This window comes from Candidatus Eisenbacteria bacterium (assembly GCA_016867715.1).
Taxonomy (GTDB): domain Bacteria; phylum Orphanbacterota; class Orphanbacteria; order Orphanbacterales; family Orphanbacteraceae; genus VGIW01.
In genome coordinates, this window is the sequence record VGIW01000077.1 from 1 (window position 1) to 16,081 (window position 16,081).

Sequence of the window (16,081 nt, forward strand, 5' to 3'; positions counted from 1 at the left end):
TCCTGGCGCACTCCATCACCTCTCCCCCTCCACGATCGTGATCTCCTGCTCGGTCAGCCCGTACAGGTCGTACACGAGGCGGTCGATCTCGGAGTCGGTCTTCGCGAGCGTGGCCTGCAACGCGGCCTTCTCCGCCTCGGATGCCGCTTGGCGCAGCTTTGGCGTCAGTGAGAGCATCCTGTCCGCCAGGAGCACCAGCTTGTCGTGCGTAGCTTTGTCCGCGGGTCCTTCCGGGGCGATACTGGGGAAGGGCAGCTCCCGGGTCTGTTTGATGATAGTTTTGGGAAAGTCGTCGCGGCGCGCGACCATGTTGAACTGGCAGAAGTACCACGAGAGAAGACGGCTGTTGAGGATGGCCAGGATGGCCTTCACATGAGGAGACGTTCCTCGGGGAATCAAGCTCTGAACGGACTGATTCGTCAGGAACTCGGCTTCAGAATACACAGCCTGCAGCCGGAATCTCCGGCTGAGGAGCTGGCGCAGAAGAATTCGGGGGCCGCTGAAGAACTTGATCGGCTTTCCTGCCGCAATATCGGCGGGATAGCCTTCGTATGCCTCCGGGCCGAGGTCCAAATCGTAACGGAGCATCTCGCCGTTGAAGGCTCGTTTCGGCATCCGGCACTCACGCGCGGGACGAGGGCGATAGGTCTCGATACCTCGCATCACCTCGACGACGGAGTTGAAGGTCCCGGAACTTCCCCGGAGCTTCGCGACCAGAGCCGCCTCCGCTTTGGAGGACAACACCAGGAACTCCCTGTCCGGCGATCTAAGCCATTCGGCGAAGTCGCCTACCTTCCTGAAGGAGTCGAAGTCCATCTGACTCTCTACCTTCCGCCGAACCGGAAAGACGACCAGGCCGACACTCGTGTCTTCGAGATCCGTCCAGCGTATGCCGGGAGCCATGCGTTCAGCGACAACGATGACGGTGTCAATGTAGGCTCCCGAGAATACGTCGTACGGTAGCGAAACAACGACGCCGGGACGAAACTGCTCGGCGAATCGGTCGCGGAGCTTTCGGGACGAGGGCGTGGAAACCCAGCCCGAGGGTATGATCAGGCCGAGGTGCCCGTGTGGTCTCAGCAGGTCTCCTGCCTGCTCCACGAACATGATGAACGAATCAAGCGAATTCGCGAGAGAGCGGAAACGACTCCGAAGGTAGGGCTCGGTCTTCTCGCCGAAGGATGCACCATAGGGAGGATTGCCGATGACCGCGCTGAAGCCGCCGGCCTTCATAGAGTCAGGAAACGCAGCTTTCCAATCGAATGCGTTGACACGCTTGAGCTCATCGGGTTCGAGGGAGAGCGCTTCCGTGAAGTAGTCCGGCCCGATGAGCGAGTTCCCGCACTTGATGTTGTTCGACAGGTTCGGCAACGCGCGCTCGTGGAAGAGCTTCATCTGGTGGGTCAAGGTCGCGTCGTTCTCCCCTTCCAGGGCTTTGAGGAGGAGCGAGAGCTTGGAAACCTCCACAGCCAGCGGGTCGATGTCCACGCCGAAGATGTGCGTCGTGAGGATCCGCTTCTTCTCCTCGATCGTGAGCCGCCACGCGCCGGTGCGGGGATCCTGGTAGACGGCCTTCTTGTGGCCTCCCGGCTTGTGGTCCGTGTACCACTTGAGCGCGTGATCAAGGAGGCACTGGTACGCGCCAAGGAGGAACGACCCGCTTCCACAGGCCATGTCGAGCACGCGGAGCGGCGGCAGGGTCTTACCCCCGGCGAGCTGCGCGGGGCTCTTTCCCTCGATCTGCTTGCCGACCGTCTGCTTGACGATGTAGTCCACGATGTACGCGGGCGTGTAATAGACGCCGCCAGCCTTGCGGACCTCGGGCTTCTCTTCGACCTTCGCTTGGTGGCCGGCCGTGAGTCGGATGACCTTGCCCAGGAAGCGCTCGTAGACGGTTCCGAGGATCTCCACAGGCAGGACGCCGAAGTGGTAGGGCGAGCCGTGCTCGAAGTAGAGGCTCTGGATGATCGGCTTGAAAGCCTTGTCGTCCACGGCGAGCTTCGGCGTGATCCGGTCGGGCGGCTCGGAGACGTCGGCTTCCTTCTGGAAGTGAAACAGGCCGGAGTTGTACTTCTGATCCGCCTTGCGGCAGAGGTCGGACATGAACCGGGGGTAGATGTCGGGCCGCTCGCAGAGCTTCAAGAGCTGCTCATACGGCTCTAGCCCACGGTCCTCGGCCATCCGCAGGAACACGACGCGGTCGATCGTGCGTTGCACGGCGGCGCTGAGGTCGTCGGAGGAAAGTTCCTTGTTACGCAGGGCCATGTTCCGCGCCAGGGCGTCGCGCCAACCCTCGATCTCTTTGAGAAACTCGGCGTCGACCTCGGATGTGCCCCGCTTCCGCTTGGAGGCGGCGTATTCGTCGAAGGCCCCCGACCAGACGGCCTCGCGTGAGAAGACGTCCCACAGCTCCTTCCAGCGATCGGGATACTCCTCCGAGCGGAAGTACTGGATGCGGGCATGGCTGGCCTTGTCGCTCCCGCGGGGCTTGAGCGTGCAGTCGAACACCCCGAGTTCTTCGAAATCGGTCAGGATCGAGAGCGCGACCTTGGCGCTCCAGCCGTAGCGGCGAAGCTGATACGCGGGTCCGGGATCGATGCCGATGTTGACGCCGCACTTCTTCGCCTCGACGAAGTACTTCGGCTGGGTGCCGACGCGGAACGTGTAGTCGGGCGCCTTCTGATGGCCCTCCACATCGAGGCTGTCCTCGGGGACGACCTCGCGGTACTGGGGCGCCGTCCGACTGGCGTTGCGAACGTCCCAGCCGAGCGCTTCGAAGAACGGGTCGATCAGCGACTGGCGTACGTGGGCTTCCTTGACGCCGGACGCGAGGAACTCCTTCCGGTTCGTCGCGAAGTAGCTGCAGAGTTTCGCGATGTCGTCCTTGGCTTTGTCGAATGGCTTGCTCACAGGCGGTCCCCGACGAGAATCTGCTGGTCCTTGGTCCTATCTGCCGCCGGGAATACTACTACTGCGGTCCTTCACTCGTCGACAGCTTCCGCCTATCAGGGACATCTCCGGGGACGCCATACTCAATTCCCGGTGGGCCATCCATAATTTCGGTCTCTCCGCGCTGTTTCTGTGAACGCCGCTCGGGCCGAGCGGTTGATCGGCGGCCGAATTCGGTATGGCGTCCCCGGAAAGGCCCACCTTCGTCTTGCCCCCACTTCCTCCTCTTCCGAGAAGCCCGCTGGAGAACGATTGGCCTCGCCGCCGAGTAACAGCGCACCGCCTTCAAGGGAACACGCACTTCCCGGGGCACCTCTCTCTCCTCTCGACGCTCCCACTCTCCTCGGCAAGTTCCTCCTCTCCCGGACTGCACCGCGGCCGGGTGGCGGCCACAGGCGTCCGCGAGAAGCGCAGCCACCAAGCCCGAACGGGCGACTGGCGAGCATCGCAGCGGACGGATGGCCGACAGGACCCGGCCGCCCGAATGCTTCGTGACGGATTTCGTGGGAGCGGACTCCCTGTGTTCTGGCGTAAGCAGATTGATCGTGAAGTTCCGCTCGTTTGGAACGTCCCCGATCTCCTCCTATGGTATCCTCCCTGTCGTTCCGCACGAGGCCCCCCAGGAGGTCCGCATGACGAACGGCGAGGACTTCCGCCTCTCCTGCCCGATCCCGATCGAGGAGTACCCGCGCGTGCTTCTCGCGCACGGCGGGGGTGGGCGCTTGATGGCACGGCTCATCGAGAAGATCTTCCTCGCCGCCTTTCGCGACGCGGAGCTCGATCGGCGCCACGACTCGGCGGTTCTTCCGTGGAAGAGCGGGCGGATCGCGCTCACGACCGACTCCTACGTCGTCCGCCCGCTCTTCTTCCCGGGCGGGGACATCGGATCGCTTGCCGTGCACGGCACGGTGAACGATCTCGCGATGTCCGGCGCGCGAGCGCTCTACCTGACCGCGGGTTACATCCTCGAGGAAGGGCTCCCGATGGAGACCCTTTGGCGCGCCGCTCGATCGATGGGCGAGGCGGCGCGCGCGGCCGGCGTCCGCGTGGTGGCGGGGGACACGAAGGTCGTCGAGCGCGGCAAGGGGGATGGGATCTTCATCAACACGGCCGGGGTCGGCTTCTTGGAGACCGATCGTCTCATCGGACCGGAGAGCATTTCCGCCGGAGACGCGGTTCTTCTCTCCGGCGACGTCGGGCGCCACGGGATGGCGATCCTCGCCGTGCGCGAGGGGCTCGAGTTCGAGAGCGCGATCGAGAGCGACTCGGCGCCGGTCGCCGATCCGGTGCTCGCTCTTCTTCGAGAGGGGATCGACGTTCGATGTCTCCGCGATCTCACGCGCGGCGGTCTCGCGAGCGCGCTGAACGAGATCGCCGTCTCCTCGTCCCTCGGCATTCGGATCGATGAAAGTCTCGTCCCCGTTCGCGAGGACGTGGACGCGGCGTGCGCGATTCTCGGCCTCGATCCGCTCTACGTGGCGAACGAGGGGCGCTTCATCGCTTTCGTACCCGAGGCGGAGGCGGAACGAGCGCTCGCGATCCTACGATCGTATCCGGTCTCCGCGGGCGCCTGCCGCATCGGCGCGGCGATCGGGGAAACCCCGGGGACCGTCTCGCTCCGGAGCCGCATCGGCGCGACGAGAATCCTCGATCTCTTGAGCGGCGAACAGCTCCCGCGCATCTGCTAGACCGCCTCTCGTTCATTTTTTTCTTGACATGTGAGACGGAACCTCACTAGCGTGGCTTAACGCCGTGAAAGTAGGGGGGTTGCGCTGAAGATTCGATGAGGAAAGGCGGCGGAAGGAGAGGCGACGCTCATGCTTCGTATGCGCACGGGCCGAGGTGCGGCGGATCGTAAGCGCTGTCTTTCTCATCTCGTCGAGGACCCGTCTTCGCGAAGGCGGGTTTTTTCTTTGCGTGTCGAAGGTTCGGGTAACAGGCTAGGGGGGCGCCTATGAACACCGTTTGCGTTACCAATCAGAAGGGGGGGTGCGGAAAGACCACGACTGCCGTCAACCTCTCCTGGTCCTTGACGGAGCTCGGGAAGACCATCTTGCTCGTCGATCTCGATCCGCAGGGGCACGCGTCCCTGGCGCTCGGCTTCGACACCGACCTCCTCGATCGCACGGTTCGCGACTCCCTGATCCGCCCGCCCTTCGCCGTCTCCGAGCTCTTCCTTCCTTTCTCCGACAAGCTGGACGTGGTCCCCGCGAACATCTCCCTCGCCTCGCTGGAGCAGGAGCTCGCCGGGGAGCCGGAGAGGGAGCTTCGCCTCCGGCAGGCGCTCGCGGACCTCGGGCGTCCGTACGATTACGTGATCGTCGACTGTCCGCCGAGCCTCGGGTTTCTCACGATCAACGCGCTCGTGGCCGCCGACGAGGCGATCATCCCGGTCGAGACGTCGAGCTTCTCCGTGCACGGGCTCGAGAGGCTCCTCGAAACGATCGAGATGGTCGAGCGAAACACGGGGCGCCGGATCCTCGTGCGCGTCTTGGCGACCGACTTTCACGTCCAGACCCGCTACGCGCGCGAGTTCCTCGATGCGCTCTCGGAGCGTTTCGGCGAGCAGCTCTTCGAGACGGTGATCCACCATTCGGTCGTCGCCAAGGACGCGGCGTCGAGGGGCCTCCCGGTCGGACGGGCGCATCGCCATTCGAAGCTCGACAACGATTACGTGGCTCTCGCGACCGAGATCGTGGAGAGCGCGCCGGTGGTCGAGGTGGAGAACCTCCGGAAGTGGGAGGAGAAGCTCTTCGGTCCCTCCGTTCGCGGCGAAGAAGTGGTCTTCCGGCTGCACGCTCCGGGCGCGCGGAGAGTCCAGCTCGCGGGACGCTTCAACGATTGGGACCCGCAGCGGGGCGAGATGAAGCAAGATCCGATCAGCGGAATCTGGACGATCCGCCTCCGGGTTCCCAAAGGGTCCCATCAGTATCGCTACATCGTGGATGGGGAATGGATCGAGGACCCGGCGAACGAGGTTCACGAGTACGGCGAGACCGGATTTCGGAATTCCGTCGTTCTCGTCGGTGACCAATGATCCCCGCCCGGCGCTCCCCCGCCGGGGAGGAGGCGAAAGCCCGCCGCCTGAAGGACCTCTCCGAGGTTTATTTTTCCGCGCGCGCGCCGGACGCTCCTGCGTCCGGAGGCCGCGTCGTGCCGAACCCGCCCCCTCGCGCGCTCATTCCGGTCGCGAACCTGGCCGGCCCTCCGGGGGAGGAGTTTCTCCTCGCCTTGCGCGCCGTTCTCGAGGAGCGCGGGTTCCCCTCTCTCCGCATCGACTCGGTGGAGGTTCGCTATCGGGTGCAGGGGGAAGAGGGGGGCGAGCTGACGGGCGAGGATCTTCTGGAGCGCATCCGCGCCGGCGAGGATCCTCCGCTCCTCTTCTTCGCGGCGGGAGAAGGATCGGAGGAGAGCCGCGCGCTCCTCAGGAACGGCGACACGACCCTTCTTCTCATCGGGAGCGAGGTCGAAGATCTCCGGCGCGCGTATCAGTTTATCCGTGAACTGTCTAGGGTCGAAGGGGGGACGCTCCCGACACTCGTGCCGATCCGGAGATCCGCCGGCCCGTGGAACCGACTCGCCCCGGAGCGGCTCGGCGAGGCGGCGGCGGAGTTCCTCGGGTGGCGTCTTTCGGTATGGGGGGGAGGGGATCCGGAAATCGTCGCCGGGCTTCTCGCGGCGAGGCTCGATCGGATGCGCGAGCGGCGCGAGGGAGGAGTCGATCCCCTCGTGCGCCGGCTGAACGTCGTGCTCGGGGGTGCGCCATGAGGAAAGTCCCATCTCCCGAAACGACGTTCATCGTCGCGCGCCAGAACGCGCACCGCGATCTCGTCTCGTGGGCGATCGAGCACCCGGCCGTGGTCGCTGAGGATTTCGAGATCCTCGCGACCTGGGTTCCCCTCCCGGACGGGGAGGAGATCCCGATCCTCGGCGGGAGGAGCGACGGAACGGTGAGCGTGATCGACGTTCTCGAGGACGAGATGCGAACCTTCTATCGGCAAGGCCGGATCGTCTCCTTCGTTCGCAGCCGGGTCGAATGGCTGCGGCGGGCGTTCCGCGATCGCACTCTCGATCCGGGGCGCGGTCTTCATCTCATCGTTCTTGGCGAGGACTTCTCGCCTTCGTTCGTCGATGCGATGGCGGGGCTCGCCGTTTCGGAGCTCGTGCTCCTTCGGGTGCGGGATCTGGAGAGCAGCGACGGGCGACGGGTCGTTCTCGTGGAGCGCGAGAGAAGCCGGATGAAGGTGATCGAGAAGGCCCTCTCGACGGGGGGGCTCACGGCGGAGGAGGAGCGCTTCTTCGCGCGCCTCGAGGAGGAGCGGGAGAGCCTGCGGCCTCGGGAGGGGGCGGGATGATCCTTCTCTGGTTGCTCCTTCTCGCGGCGGTCTACGTGCTGATCGCCATTGTCGTCGGGAAGGTCTGCGCGATCAACTCCAGGTGGGAGCGAACGGTCGACGGGATCGATCCGACGGACTGCCCGGACAACTCTCCCTCGCGCGAGGGATTCGTCCGGTCCCTCGAAGGAGAGGAGTCTCGGCGCGCCGGTCCGTGATTCCCGCGAACCCTCGATTCCCGCTTAAGAGGGGACCGGACGCGTCGCCGTATCCTCTCCGCCATCTTCCGCTCGGGCGCCGAGCCGCGGTATAGTCTCCCTGCGGGGCGCGGTCCTCCTGCGAGCGCCTCGGCGTCTCGGAGGATCCCCGTGAAACGGCGCGCGCGGAGTCCCTATTTCATCGGCTTCTGGATCGCGCTTCTCGCGCTCGCTCTCAGGCTCTATCGCCTCGATTGGGGATTCCCGGAGGTCTACGAAGAGGCGACTGCGGTACAGAAGGCGTGGGGCTTCTGGGGGTGGGGCGAGGAAGGTTTCGATTTTAACCCTCGCTTCTTCAACTATCCATCGCTCTATTTCTATCTTCAGTTCGGCGTGCAGGCGCTCCTTCGGGCCGGGGGTCGGATCGCCGGGGCGTTCCCGGATGCGGCCGCCTTCCAAGCCGCTTACCATCTCGATCCCTCTCTTTTCGTGGGCGCGGGACGGCTCCTGACGGCTCTCCTCGGGGCGGCGACGGTCTTCGTTCTCTTCGCGATCGGCCTCGCCGCGGGAGGAAGTCGGGTCGCGATCCCGGCGGCTCTCTTTCTCGCGCTTCACTCGACGCACGTCCAGAAGTCCCGATTCGTCGAAGTGGACGTGGCGACGACCTTCTTCGCCGTTCTTTCCCTCTTCTTCGCCGTGCGGCACGCGCGGGGTGAGCGGCCGCGCGCGATTCACTTCGCGGCCGCCGCGGCCGGCCTTGCCGCCGCCACCAAGTACCCCGGCGCTCTCTTTCTCCTTAACCTGCCGCTCGCCGAACGCCTCCGCCCGGAGCCATTCCGGATTCGGCGCGTTCTTCTCGCGGTTCTCATCGCGGCGTGTGTCTTCTTCGCCGCAAGCCCGTACGTCCTCCTCGATTTCGCTTCGTTCCTGCGCGACGTGGGCGCCGAGCGTCTTCACATGAGGGAAGGGCATTTCGGCGGGACCGGCGAAGGGGTGAAGGGAGCGCTCGCGCTCTTCGCGAACGGGTTCGGCCCGCTCCTTTTCAGCGTCGCGCTGCTCGGTCTCGCGGCCGCTCTCCTCCGGCCGCGGGGCGTCGAGCGGGTTCTCCTCCCGATTCCCGCAGTCTTCTTCGTCCTCCTCTCGGCGAGCCGGATGCAGGCTCCGCACTATCCGCTCCCCGCGGTTCCGCCCTTGGCGCTTCTCGCGGCGCTCGCTCTCGACCGCGCGCTTCCCGAAGGGCTTCGCGGGAAAGCGGGCCTTCACGCCGCGGCCGTCCTTCTTCTCCTTCTCGCGCCCGCCCTCGCGACGGGGCGGGAGGCCGTTCGCCTCGGCGAGAGGGACACGCGAACCGAGGCGCGCGCGTGGATCGAGACGTTCGTCCCGCACGGAGCGCTCGTGCTGGTCGAGCCCCACGGGCCGAACCTCCGCTCCTCGAGCGAGCTTCGGAGGTACGCGGAGGAGGAGGAGTTCGCGCCGATCCGAGAGACGCTTCTCGTCCCGACGAAGGCGAAGCCCTGGTATCGCACCGCGATCCTCCCCTCCTTTTCGATCGACGTCGATCGCGCCGCCCGTTTCTACCGGTTCGAGTCGTATCAGTGGTTCGACTACGTGGTCCTCTCCGAGGAGATCGGCGCGAGGTATCGAGGCGATCCGGCTCGGTTCCCGGTCCAGAACGCTTTCTACGAGGAGATCGGGAAGCGATTCCGGCCGGTCGCCCGCTTCGCGTCCGAAGCGGGGGCCGGGCCTGAGATCCGTGTGCTTCGACGGGATCCGGCCGCTCCGCCCCGCACCGACGTCAGGCTCGATCCGGCGGGGGGATCCGATCGGGAGTTCATCGAGTTCACCCGCACGATCGGCTTTCTCTACGGTGAGACCGGGCACATCGACGGAGCGCTCGCGCTGTATGGCGCGCTTCTCAGGCTCGTGCCCGGGGATCCCGAGACGCTGCACCAACGCGGAATCCTCTCCGCCCGGACAGGGGACGGGGCGGGAGCCGTGCGTGCGCTTCGCGCGGCCGCGGAGGCCGATCCGGGAAGCCGTCGGATCCGGATGAGCCTCGCCGTGCTCCTCTGCCAGGGAGATCGTCCGGAGGAAGGGATCGCGCTCCTCCGCAGGCTTCTCGCCGAGAAGGAGGAGGCGGAGGTGCACGGCAACCTCGCCTCCGCCCTCATCCAATCAGGTCGGGAAGCGGAGGCGATCCCCCACCTGCGCCGATTTCTCGAGATCTCCCCCGGGCATCCCCGCGCCGAGGATGTCCGCCGGCTTCTTCAGTCCTTGGAGGAGTGAGGCCTTCCGCGGCGGCCCCGGCGCCGGGAGAAGAAAAAAAGCTCGCGAGTGAATCGCGGATCTGCTATGCTAATCGCTGGGCGGCAAGCCCTCTCGCCGACACCTTGCCCATCGAACCGCTGGGTTCTCTTGGATAGTCTGTAGACAGGAAGCGGCTACACGGTCAGCTCCTGGGCATGGTCTCGACCGGCGCGGTCCGGGGAACTGCCGGCGTTCGAGCCCGAGCGCCTCTCCTAACTTCTTGAAAGACAGTGGATTTTATCGATCGGTCTCCCGAGGGCTCCCCCCGTTGCCGTCCGCGGGTCCTCTGGTACCGAACTTGCGGAGGGTCCGCTGGGGTTTCCGTTCCTGCCTAGAGGGAAAGGGGGTCTCGCGTATGTAAATGAAGATCGCGATCGTTCTCGGGGTGCTTGTTGGGTACTTTGTCTTGGCTTTTGCGATCGCCCGCTTCTGCGCGGTGAACGCCGGATGGGAACGGGCGGCGGATCTCGTCCCTCCGAGCGGAGGAGAGGATCTAGCCGTGCCCGAACGGAAGGCGTTGAAACAGCCGGAACGAGAGAACGGCCCCGCAGCGGAGACAGGCGGTCGGAAGGAGGCGTAGAGACGGCGCATTGTTATTGACTGGATTCGAGTTCGAACGATCGGGGATCGAAGCGCTCGTAGCGCCAGGGGGTAACCGATCGACGGGGTCCGGAGGGGCCGGAGCGCCGGTCTCCGGACCTCGTGTTGTTTCTGGAATCGCCGGGCGCCTACAGGCAGATCCGCCTTGACACGCGCAGGCGGTTGAGTATAATGAAGTTAGCAGGCCGGTTCCCCGGTATCCAGCCTGCGTGCGGAGAGGAGGCGATCATGGTTCGATGCTACCTCCGGGCTCTCGTCGCGGTCGCCGCGATCCTCACTCTGGGGCTTCCCCTCGCCTTCGGTGCCGACGCGTATCCGGATCCCAAGCCGGTCGCGGAGAAGGATGTGGACCCGGACGGCTTAGAGGGTATCTGGCTGGGAGCGCCGGCCCCGACGGAAGAGGGGGGCGCGGTGGGCCGCTTGTCGGCGGATGCCCTTGTGCGCGGCTTCGTCCTGGCGGTCCGGTTGATCGTTCCGTAGATCGGGCGGCGCGAGGTGTCTGATCGCCCGGCCGCGCCGGCGGCCGCGAGGCGGGGGCCCCGGCCTCCAGGGGGAAGGGCATGGATTCCGACGATCCGCGAGCCCGAGCGAATCGAGAGATCGAGGAGAGCGATCGCGAGGACGGGCGGTTCGAGACAATCGATCGGCTCGAGGATCTCGCGGATCTCTATCTCGCGTCGGACAACTACGATCAGGCGCTCCTTCAGTGTGAAAAGATTTCCTCTTCACCATTTTATGATGCTCTCCCCGATGGGAGGCGGGCGCGAGTGCTCTACCGGGCGGCCCGGGCTCATCTGGCGATGGGCGGGCTGGAGGACGGGCTTCGCCTCGTTCGGAGTGCGGAACGCCTCGTCGCCCCCGGCGAGAACCCTCTTCTCGCGGGGATGATCGCGGCCCTCGCGGGACGCGTCCTTCGCCGGCTGGGAAACCACAGCGACGCGCTCGCCGAGTCCCTTCGCGCTCTCGATCTGCTCCGCCGTACGAACGAGAACCGGGAGATCGCTCTCGTCCAGCTCACCTCGGGTTCGATCTTCCTCCGCAGGGGGAATCGCGGCGAGGCGGTTCGTTTCTATCAGGACGCGCTCTCGACGTATCGCCGGATCGACGACGAAGAGGGGATGGCGAAGGCGTACAACAACCTCGGGGTCGCCTACAAGGACCTCTGTCAATGGGAGAACGCCGCCCAGGCGCTCAAGAAGGCGATGGAGATCGATCGCCGGTTCGGGAACTACGCGGGCGTGGCTCTCCGCATGCTGAACCTCGGTCTCATTCACTTCCTGCGCGGAGAATGGCGGGAATCCCGGCGCCGAACGGAGAAAAGCCTTCATATGTCAAGAGCCGTCAAGGACGGCCTGGGCATCGTGCTCTCTTCGCTCGCGCTCGCGCGCATCGCGCGGCATGAACGGAAGTGGAGCGAGGCCAGGCGGCACGCGCTCGAGGCGCTGCGTCTCTCGAAGGCGAGCGGAAACCGCCGGGAGACCGCCGCCTCGTACGAGGAGCTCGGCGCCTGGTGTCTCGATCGGAGTCGCTTCTCCGCCGCGCGCGCGCTTCTCTCCAAGTCGCTCGCGGTGGCCGAACGGATCGAGGAGACGAGCGATCACGTTGCGGAGATCCACCGGCGTCTTTCCGAGGAAGCGGCCGCCTCGAACCGTCCGGTGGAAGCGATCGCGCTCGCGAAGAAGTCGCTCCGGGCGGCGGCGCGGATCCGCAATGCGCGCCTCGTGGGGATCGGGCTTCGCGCGCTCGCCGCGGCGCACCGGCTTCACGGAACCACGAAGCTCGCCGCCTACTACGCGGCGCGCAGCGTGCGGATCCTCGAGACGTGCGCCATTCCGTTCGAGCTCGGCCGGTCGCTTCTCGAGTCGGCCCGGATCGCGGGCGAGAACGGCGACTGGGTCGGCGGGCGCGCCGAGCTGGCTTCGGCGGAAGCGATCTTCCGACGCCTCGGGCTCGGCAGCCACTGCGCGCGCGTGCTCATCGAGTCGGCCCGCCTGAAGATCCGTTCGGAGCGTCTCGAGGACGCGGTGGATCTGCTCCGAAAGGCCGAACGCTTGCGGGGCCCGGATCCCGTCGGCGGGGATGCGCTCGAGATCGAAGCGCTCCGCCGTCTCGTCGAGACGCGCTTCGCGGAGCGCGCCCTCTCCGAGTCGAACCGATTCCTCGCGTTCCGCGAGTCGATCCGCGAACCGGAAGACTTGCTCGAGCGCGTCCTCCGGGAGCTCGACGCCGAGCGCGGTTTCCTCTTCGGCCGGGCGCCGACCGGCGGGTTCGTTCCCATCGACTGCTGCCGAATTCGGCCGCCCGAGGCGCTCGGTCTTCTTCGCGCGATCGGGGCCGCTTGGATCGTAGGCGGTCCGGTGGCGCCCTTGCTCTCCGTCGGAGACGCGGGCCGCGGTTCGCGGACCTGCATGGTCGCGCCGACCCGGGCGGGAGAGGGAGGCATCTACGTCGATCGCCCGATCGACCTTTCCGGAAAGCCGTTTCTCGGCCGCGATCTCGCGTTTCTGGTCGGCGTGGCGCGGGCGGCGGATCCCGCTCCTCGGGCAAGCTCCCCGGCGAGATCGGGCGATCGCCCCCTCGCCGGTTTCGTAACCCGGAGCAGACGGATGACCGAGATCCTTGACATGCTCCGCAAGCTGAGCGGGCTGCGAACGACCGTCCTCCTCCAGGGGGAGACAGGGACCGGAAAGGGGCTTCTCGCCTACGAGATCTCGCGCGGCGATTCGGCCCCCTTCGTGACGATCAACTGCGCGGATCTCGCCGAAACGATTCTCGAGAGCGAGCTCTTCGGCCACGCGAAGAACGCCTTCACGGGGGCCGGCGCCGCCAAGAAGGGTCTCTTCGAGGTGGCCGACGGGGGGACCGTCTTCATCGACGAGATCGACAAGACGAGCCGGAAGTTCCAGGAAAAGCTCCTCCGCGTCGTCGACCGGAGGGAGTTCAAGCCGGTCGGATCGCCCGAGGCAAGGCACGTCGACTGCCGGATCATCTGCGCCTCCAATCGGGACCTCAAAGAGGAGGTCGAGAAGAAACGATTCTTGAACGATCTTTATTACCGATTGAAAGTAATCTCCGTCCGCCTTCCGGCGCTTCGCGATCGGCCGGAAGACATCCCGATCCTGACGGAGCATTTCCTCGCCAAGTTCTCCCGCGCGATGGGGAAGGAAGGGGTGCGGTTCGCCGAGGAGGCGGTCCGTCTCTTCGTCCACTACCCGTGGCCCGGGAACGTCCGCGATCTCCAGAACGAGGTCGAGCGCGCGGTCGCCCTCGCCTCGAACGGCGAGACGGTCGGGATCGAGTCCCTCTCGGAAGAGCTCGTCGATTTCGCCCGGTCCGGAGAGGCGGAGCGCCCGGCGGGGGAGCGAGGCCTCGCGGAGATGGTGGAGAGCCTCGAAGAACGAGTGATCCGCGAGGCGCTTCGGGAGCACGCCGGGAACAAGTCGCGCGTCGCCCGGCGACTCGGCCTCACGCGCAAGGGACTTCGCAACAAGATCCTCCGGTACGGGATCGAGCCGTAGCAAGCCCCGCGCGGTTCCCGGCGTTGGGGGCGCCCCCTTTTCTCGTCTATACTGATCATCGGGAGCCCGCGAGGAATGAAGAACGGGACGGATCGGGAGTCCGCGCGCTGGCTCGAGCACGACGCGGATGTTCTCCTCGAGGTGACGGCGCTCTCGCGGGAGCGTCTCTTCGCTCTCGCGGCGGAGACGCTCGCGCGCTCGATGCTCGACGAGGATCCGCCCTCGGGGTCGAGCCGGCGCACGGTTCGCCTCGCGGGGGACGATCCGGAGGCGCTCCTCGTCTCCTGGTTGAACGAGGTGATCTATCTCGTGACCGGCCGCGTGTTCTTTCCATCGGCCGTCCGACGCGTCGCGATCTCCGAGGGGGCGATGACCGCGGAGATCGGGGGGATCGAGGGAGGCCCCCGCTTTCCTTCGCTCGCGCGCGAGGTGAAGGCGGCGACCTTTCACGGCCTCGAGATCGTCGAGAAGAGCGGGACATGGCGGGCTGTGATTTTATTTGATGTGTGAGGGATTCGAATGGCCGAGCTGATTCCGAGCGGAGCGTACCGTTGGCGCCTGGAGAAGAAGGGCGGGATGCGGGTTCCGGGAGTGATCTACGCCGACCGCGGGGCTCTCGAAAAAATCCGGAAGGACCGGAGCCTCGAGCAGGTCGCCAACGTAGCGCACCTTCCCGGCATCATCGAGCGCTCGCTCGCGATGCCGGACATCCACTGGGGGTACGGCTTTCCGATCGGCGGCGTGGCGGCGATGGACCTCGACGAGGGGGTCATCTCGCCGGGGGGCGTCGGCTACGACATCAACTGCGGGGTTCGTCTCGCACTCGTCAATCTCGATCGCGAGGAGGTCGCGCCGCACGCGGACGCCCTCGCGTCGGCGCTTTTCGCGCGCGTTCCCTGCGGCGTCGGCGGCGGAGGGGACCTCAGGCTGAACAATAAGGAGATGGCGGCGGTGCTGCGCGAAGGAGCCCGCTGGACGGCGGCGCGGGGGGCAGGGCGTGCGGAAGACATCGAGAGGACCGAGGAGAGCGGCTGCCTATCGCTCGCCGACCCGGACGCCGTGAGCGAGCGCGCGATCGAGCGGGGGCGCGACCAGGTGGGAACGCTCGGCTCGGGCAACCACTTTCTCGAGGTCGGTTACGTCGAGACGGTTTACGAGCCGGAGGTCGCCGAGGTCTTCGGTCTCCGCGAGGGGGGGGGGACCCTTCTCATCCATTGCGGATCGCGCGGCCTGGGGCACCAGGTGGCGACCGATTTCCTCCAAGCGATGCAGAAGCCGGGGCGGGAGAAGATCGCGATTCCGGATCGCCAGCTCGCCTGCGTGCCGATTCGGTCCTCGACCGGCGGGCGCTATCTGGCCGCGATGTCGGCGGCCGCGAACTTCGCCTGGGCGAATCGGCAGTATCTTCTCCACCTCTCGCGCGAGGTTTTCGCGCGGCTCTTCCCGGGATCCGATCTTCGTCTTCTTTACGACGTATCCCATAACATCGCGAAGATTGAGACCCATAGGGTCGGACGGGATGAGCGACGTCTCTGCGTGCACCGGAAGGGGGCGACTCGCTCCTTCCCCGCGGGGCACCCCGACGTCCCGGAAGCCTTCCGCCGCGTCGGGCAGCCGGTGCTCATCCCGGGCGACATGCGGTCGGGGTCGTATGTTCTGGTCGGCACCGAGAAGGCGATGGAGGAAACGTTCGGCAGCACGTGCCACGGAGCGGGGCGTCTGAAAAGCCGCTCCGAGGCGAAGCGAGTGGTGCGTCTCGGCGATCTGGAGAGAAGCTTGGAGGAGGAAGGGATCCGTTTCCGCGCGCGGTCGAGGGGCACGCTTGTCGAGGAGGCGCCCGAGGCGTACAAGGAGATCGACGAGGTGGTGAACGTGGTGCACGGCGCGGGTCTTTCCAGGAAGGTGGCGCGCCTTCGCCCCCTCGCGGTCATCAAGGGATGATGCCGGGGCCGGAGGGCAAGGTCCGCGGGGAAGGCCGCGCGGGTCTCTTCGAATCCTCGCCGGATCCGCGGCCCGACGGCTCGTCCTCCCTTGCCGAGGGGGCTCCCGCCGTCGAGCGCCAGCGGGCGGCTGTTCGGGAGATGTTCGACCGGGTCAGCGGGCGGTACGACCTCCTGAACCGCGTTCTCTCACTCGGCCTCGATGTCGGGTGGCGCCGCGAAGCGGTTCGACGGAT

13 protein-coding genes are annotated in these 16,081 nt (G+C 66.2%); 12 read left to right on the plus strand and 1 reads right to left on the minus strand.

The features are described 5' to 3' along the window. Positions 1–15: 15 nt before the first annotated feature. Positions 16–2,910, minus strand: coding sequence for an N-6 DNA methylase (locus FJY73_11335; protein ID MBM3321258.1), 2,895 nt, complete (start codon positions 2,908–2,910; stop codon positions 16–18). A 671-nt stretch (positions 2,911–3,581) separates the two neighbouring features. On the opposite strand from FJY73_11335, the gene hypE reads away from it, so the two are divergent. From hypE to FJY73_11395, 12 genes are all read left to right on the plus strand, one after another. Then, positions 3,582–4,637 (plus strand): hydrogenase expression/formation protein HypE, encoded by a 1,056-nt coding sequence (hypE, locus tag FJY73_11340; GenBank protein ID MBM3321259.1) that lies wholly within the window; start codon positions 3,582–3,584, stop codon positions 4,635–4,637. A 266-nt stretch (positions 4,638–4,903) separates the two neighbouring features. After that, positions 4,904–5,986 carry an AAA family ATPase gene (locus FJY73_11345; GenBank protein ID MBM3321260.1) on the plus strand — a complete coding sequence of 361 codons (1,083 nt, stop codon included), beginning with the start codon at positions 4,904–4,906 and terminating at the stop codon, positions 5,984–5,986. Next, positions 5,983–6,717: a hypothetical protein gene (locus FJY73_11350; GenBank protein ID MBM3321261.1), complete on the plus strand. Its 735-nt coding sequence runs from the start codon at positions 5,983–5,985 to the stop codon at positions 6,715–6,717. Before FJY73_11345 ends, FJY73_11350 begins: the two co-directional genes overlap by 4 nt. After that, complete coding sequence (locus FJY73_11355) at positions 6,714–7,304, plus strand: hypothetical protein (GenBank protein ID MBM3321262.1); 591 nt, start codon at positions 6,714–6,716, stop codon at positions 7,302–7,304. Before FJY73_11350 ends, FJY73_11355 begins: the two co-directional genes overlap by 4 nt. After that, a complete protein-coding gene (locus FJY73_11360; protein MBM3321263.1) occupies positions 7,301–7,501 on the plus strand; it encodes a hypothetical protein in 201 nt (66 codons plus the stop codon). The genes FJY73_11355 and FJY73_11360 overlap by 4 nt, the downstream gene beginning before the upstream one ends. Before the next feature lie 150 nt (positions 7,502–7,651). Continuing rightward, the gene (locus FJY73_11365) at positions 7,652–9,766 is read left to right on the plus strand and encodes a glycosyltransferase family 39 protein (GenBank protein MBM3321264.1); all 2,115 of its coding nucleotides are present in this window, start codon (positions 7,652–7,654) and stop codon (positions 9,764–9,766) included. 382 nt (positions 9,767–10,148) lie between these two features. After that, the gene (locus tag FJY73_11370; protein MBM3321265.1) at positions 10,149–10,367 is read left to right on the plus strand and encodes a hypothetical protein; all 219 of its coding nucleotides are present in this window, start codon (positions 10,149–10,151) and stop codon (positions 10,365–10,367) included. 248 nt (positions 10,368–10,615) lie between these two features. After that, the gene (locus FJY73_11375) at positions 10,616–10,867 is read left to right on the plus strand and encodes a hypothetical protein (protein MBM3321266.1); all 252 of its coding nucleotides are present in this window, start codon (positions 10,616–10,618) and stop codon (positions 10,865–10,867) included. 80 nt (positions 10,868–10,947) lie between these two features. Further along, on the plus strand, positions 10,948–13,905 hold the full coding sequence (locus FJY73_11380; GenBank protein MBM3321267.1) for a sigma 54-interacting transcriptional regulator: 2,958 nt from the start codon (positions 10,948–10,950) through the stop codon (positions 13,903–13,905). A 75-nt stretch (positions 13,906–13,980) separates the two neighbouring features. After that, a complete protein-coding gene (locus FJY73_11385; GenBank protein ID MBM3321268.1) occupies positions 13,981–14,415 on the plus strand; it encodes an archease in 435 nt (144 codons plus the stop codon). Between the two features lie 9 nt (positions 14,416–14,424). Further along, positions 14,425–15,846, plus strand: coding sequence for an RtcB family protein (locus tag FJY73_11390; protein MBM3321269.1), 1,422 nt, complete (start codon positions 14,425–14,427; stop codon positions 15,844–15,846). A gap of 140 nt (positions 15,847–15,986) precedes the next feature. Continuing rightward, a partial coding sequence (locus FJY73_11395; protein ID MBM3321270.1) for a bifunctional demethylmenaquinone methyltransferase/2-methoxy-6-polyprenyl-1,4-benzoquinol methylase UbiE occupies positions 15,987–16,081 on the plus strand: 95 nt, incomplete at its 3' end.

Coding starts and splice junctions, on each gene's coding strand:
- hypE (MBM3321259.1), top strand. CDS start 3,582: ATGACGAACGGCGAGGACTTCCGCCTCTCCTGCCCGATCCCGATCGAG.
- FJY73_11345 (MBM3321260.1), top strand. CDS start 4,904: ATGAACACCGTTTGCGTTACCAATCAGAAGGGGGGGTGCGGAAAGACC.
- FJY73_11350 (MBM3321261.1), top strand. CDS start 5,983: ATGATCCCCGCCCGGCGCTCCCCCGCCGGGGAGGAGGCGAAAGCCCGC.
- FJY73_11355 (MBM3321262.1), top strand. CDS start 6,714: ATGAGGAAAGTCCCATCTCCCGAAACGACGTTCATCGTCGCGCGCCAG.
- FJY73_11360 (MBM3321263.1), top strand. CDS start 7,301: ATGATCCTTCTCTGGTTGCTCCTTCTCGCGGCGGTCTACGTGCTGATC.
- FJY73_11370 (MBM3321265.1), top strand. CDS start 10,149: ATGAAGATCGCGATCGTTCTCGGGGTGCTTGTTGGGTACTTTGTCTTG.
- FJY73_11375 (MBM3321266.1), top strand. CDS start 10,616: ATGGTTCGATGCTACCTCCGGGCTCTCGTCGCGGTCGCCGCGATCCTC.
- FJY73_11380 (MBM3321267.1), top strand. CDS start 10,948: ATGGATTCCGACGATCCGCGAGCCCGAGCGAATCGAGAGATCGAGGAG.
- FJY73_11385 (MBM3321268.1), top strand. CDS start 13,981: ATGAAGAACGGGACGGATCGGGAGTCCGCGCGCTGGCTCGAGCACGAC.
- FJY73_11390 (MBM3321269.1), top strand. CDS start 14,425: ATGGCCGAGCTGATTCCGAGCGGAGCGTACCGTTGGCGCCTGGAGAAG.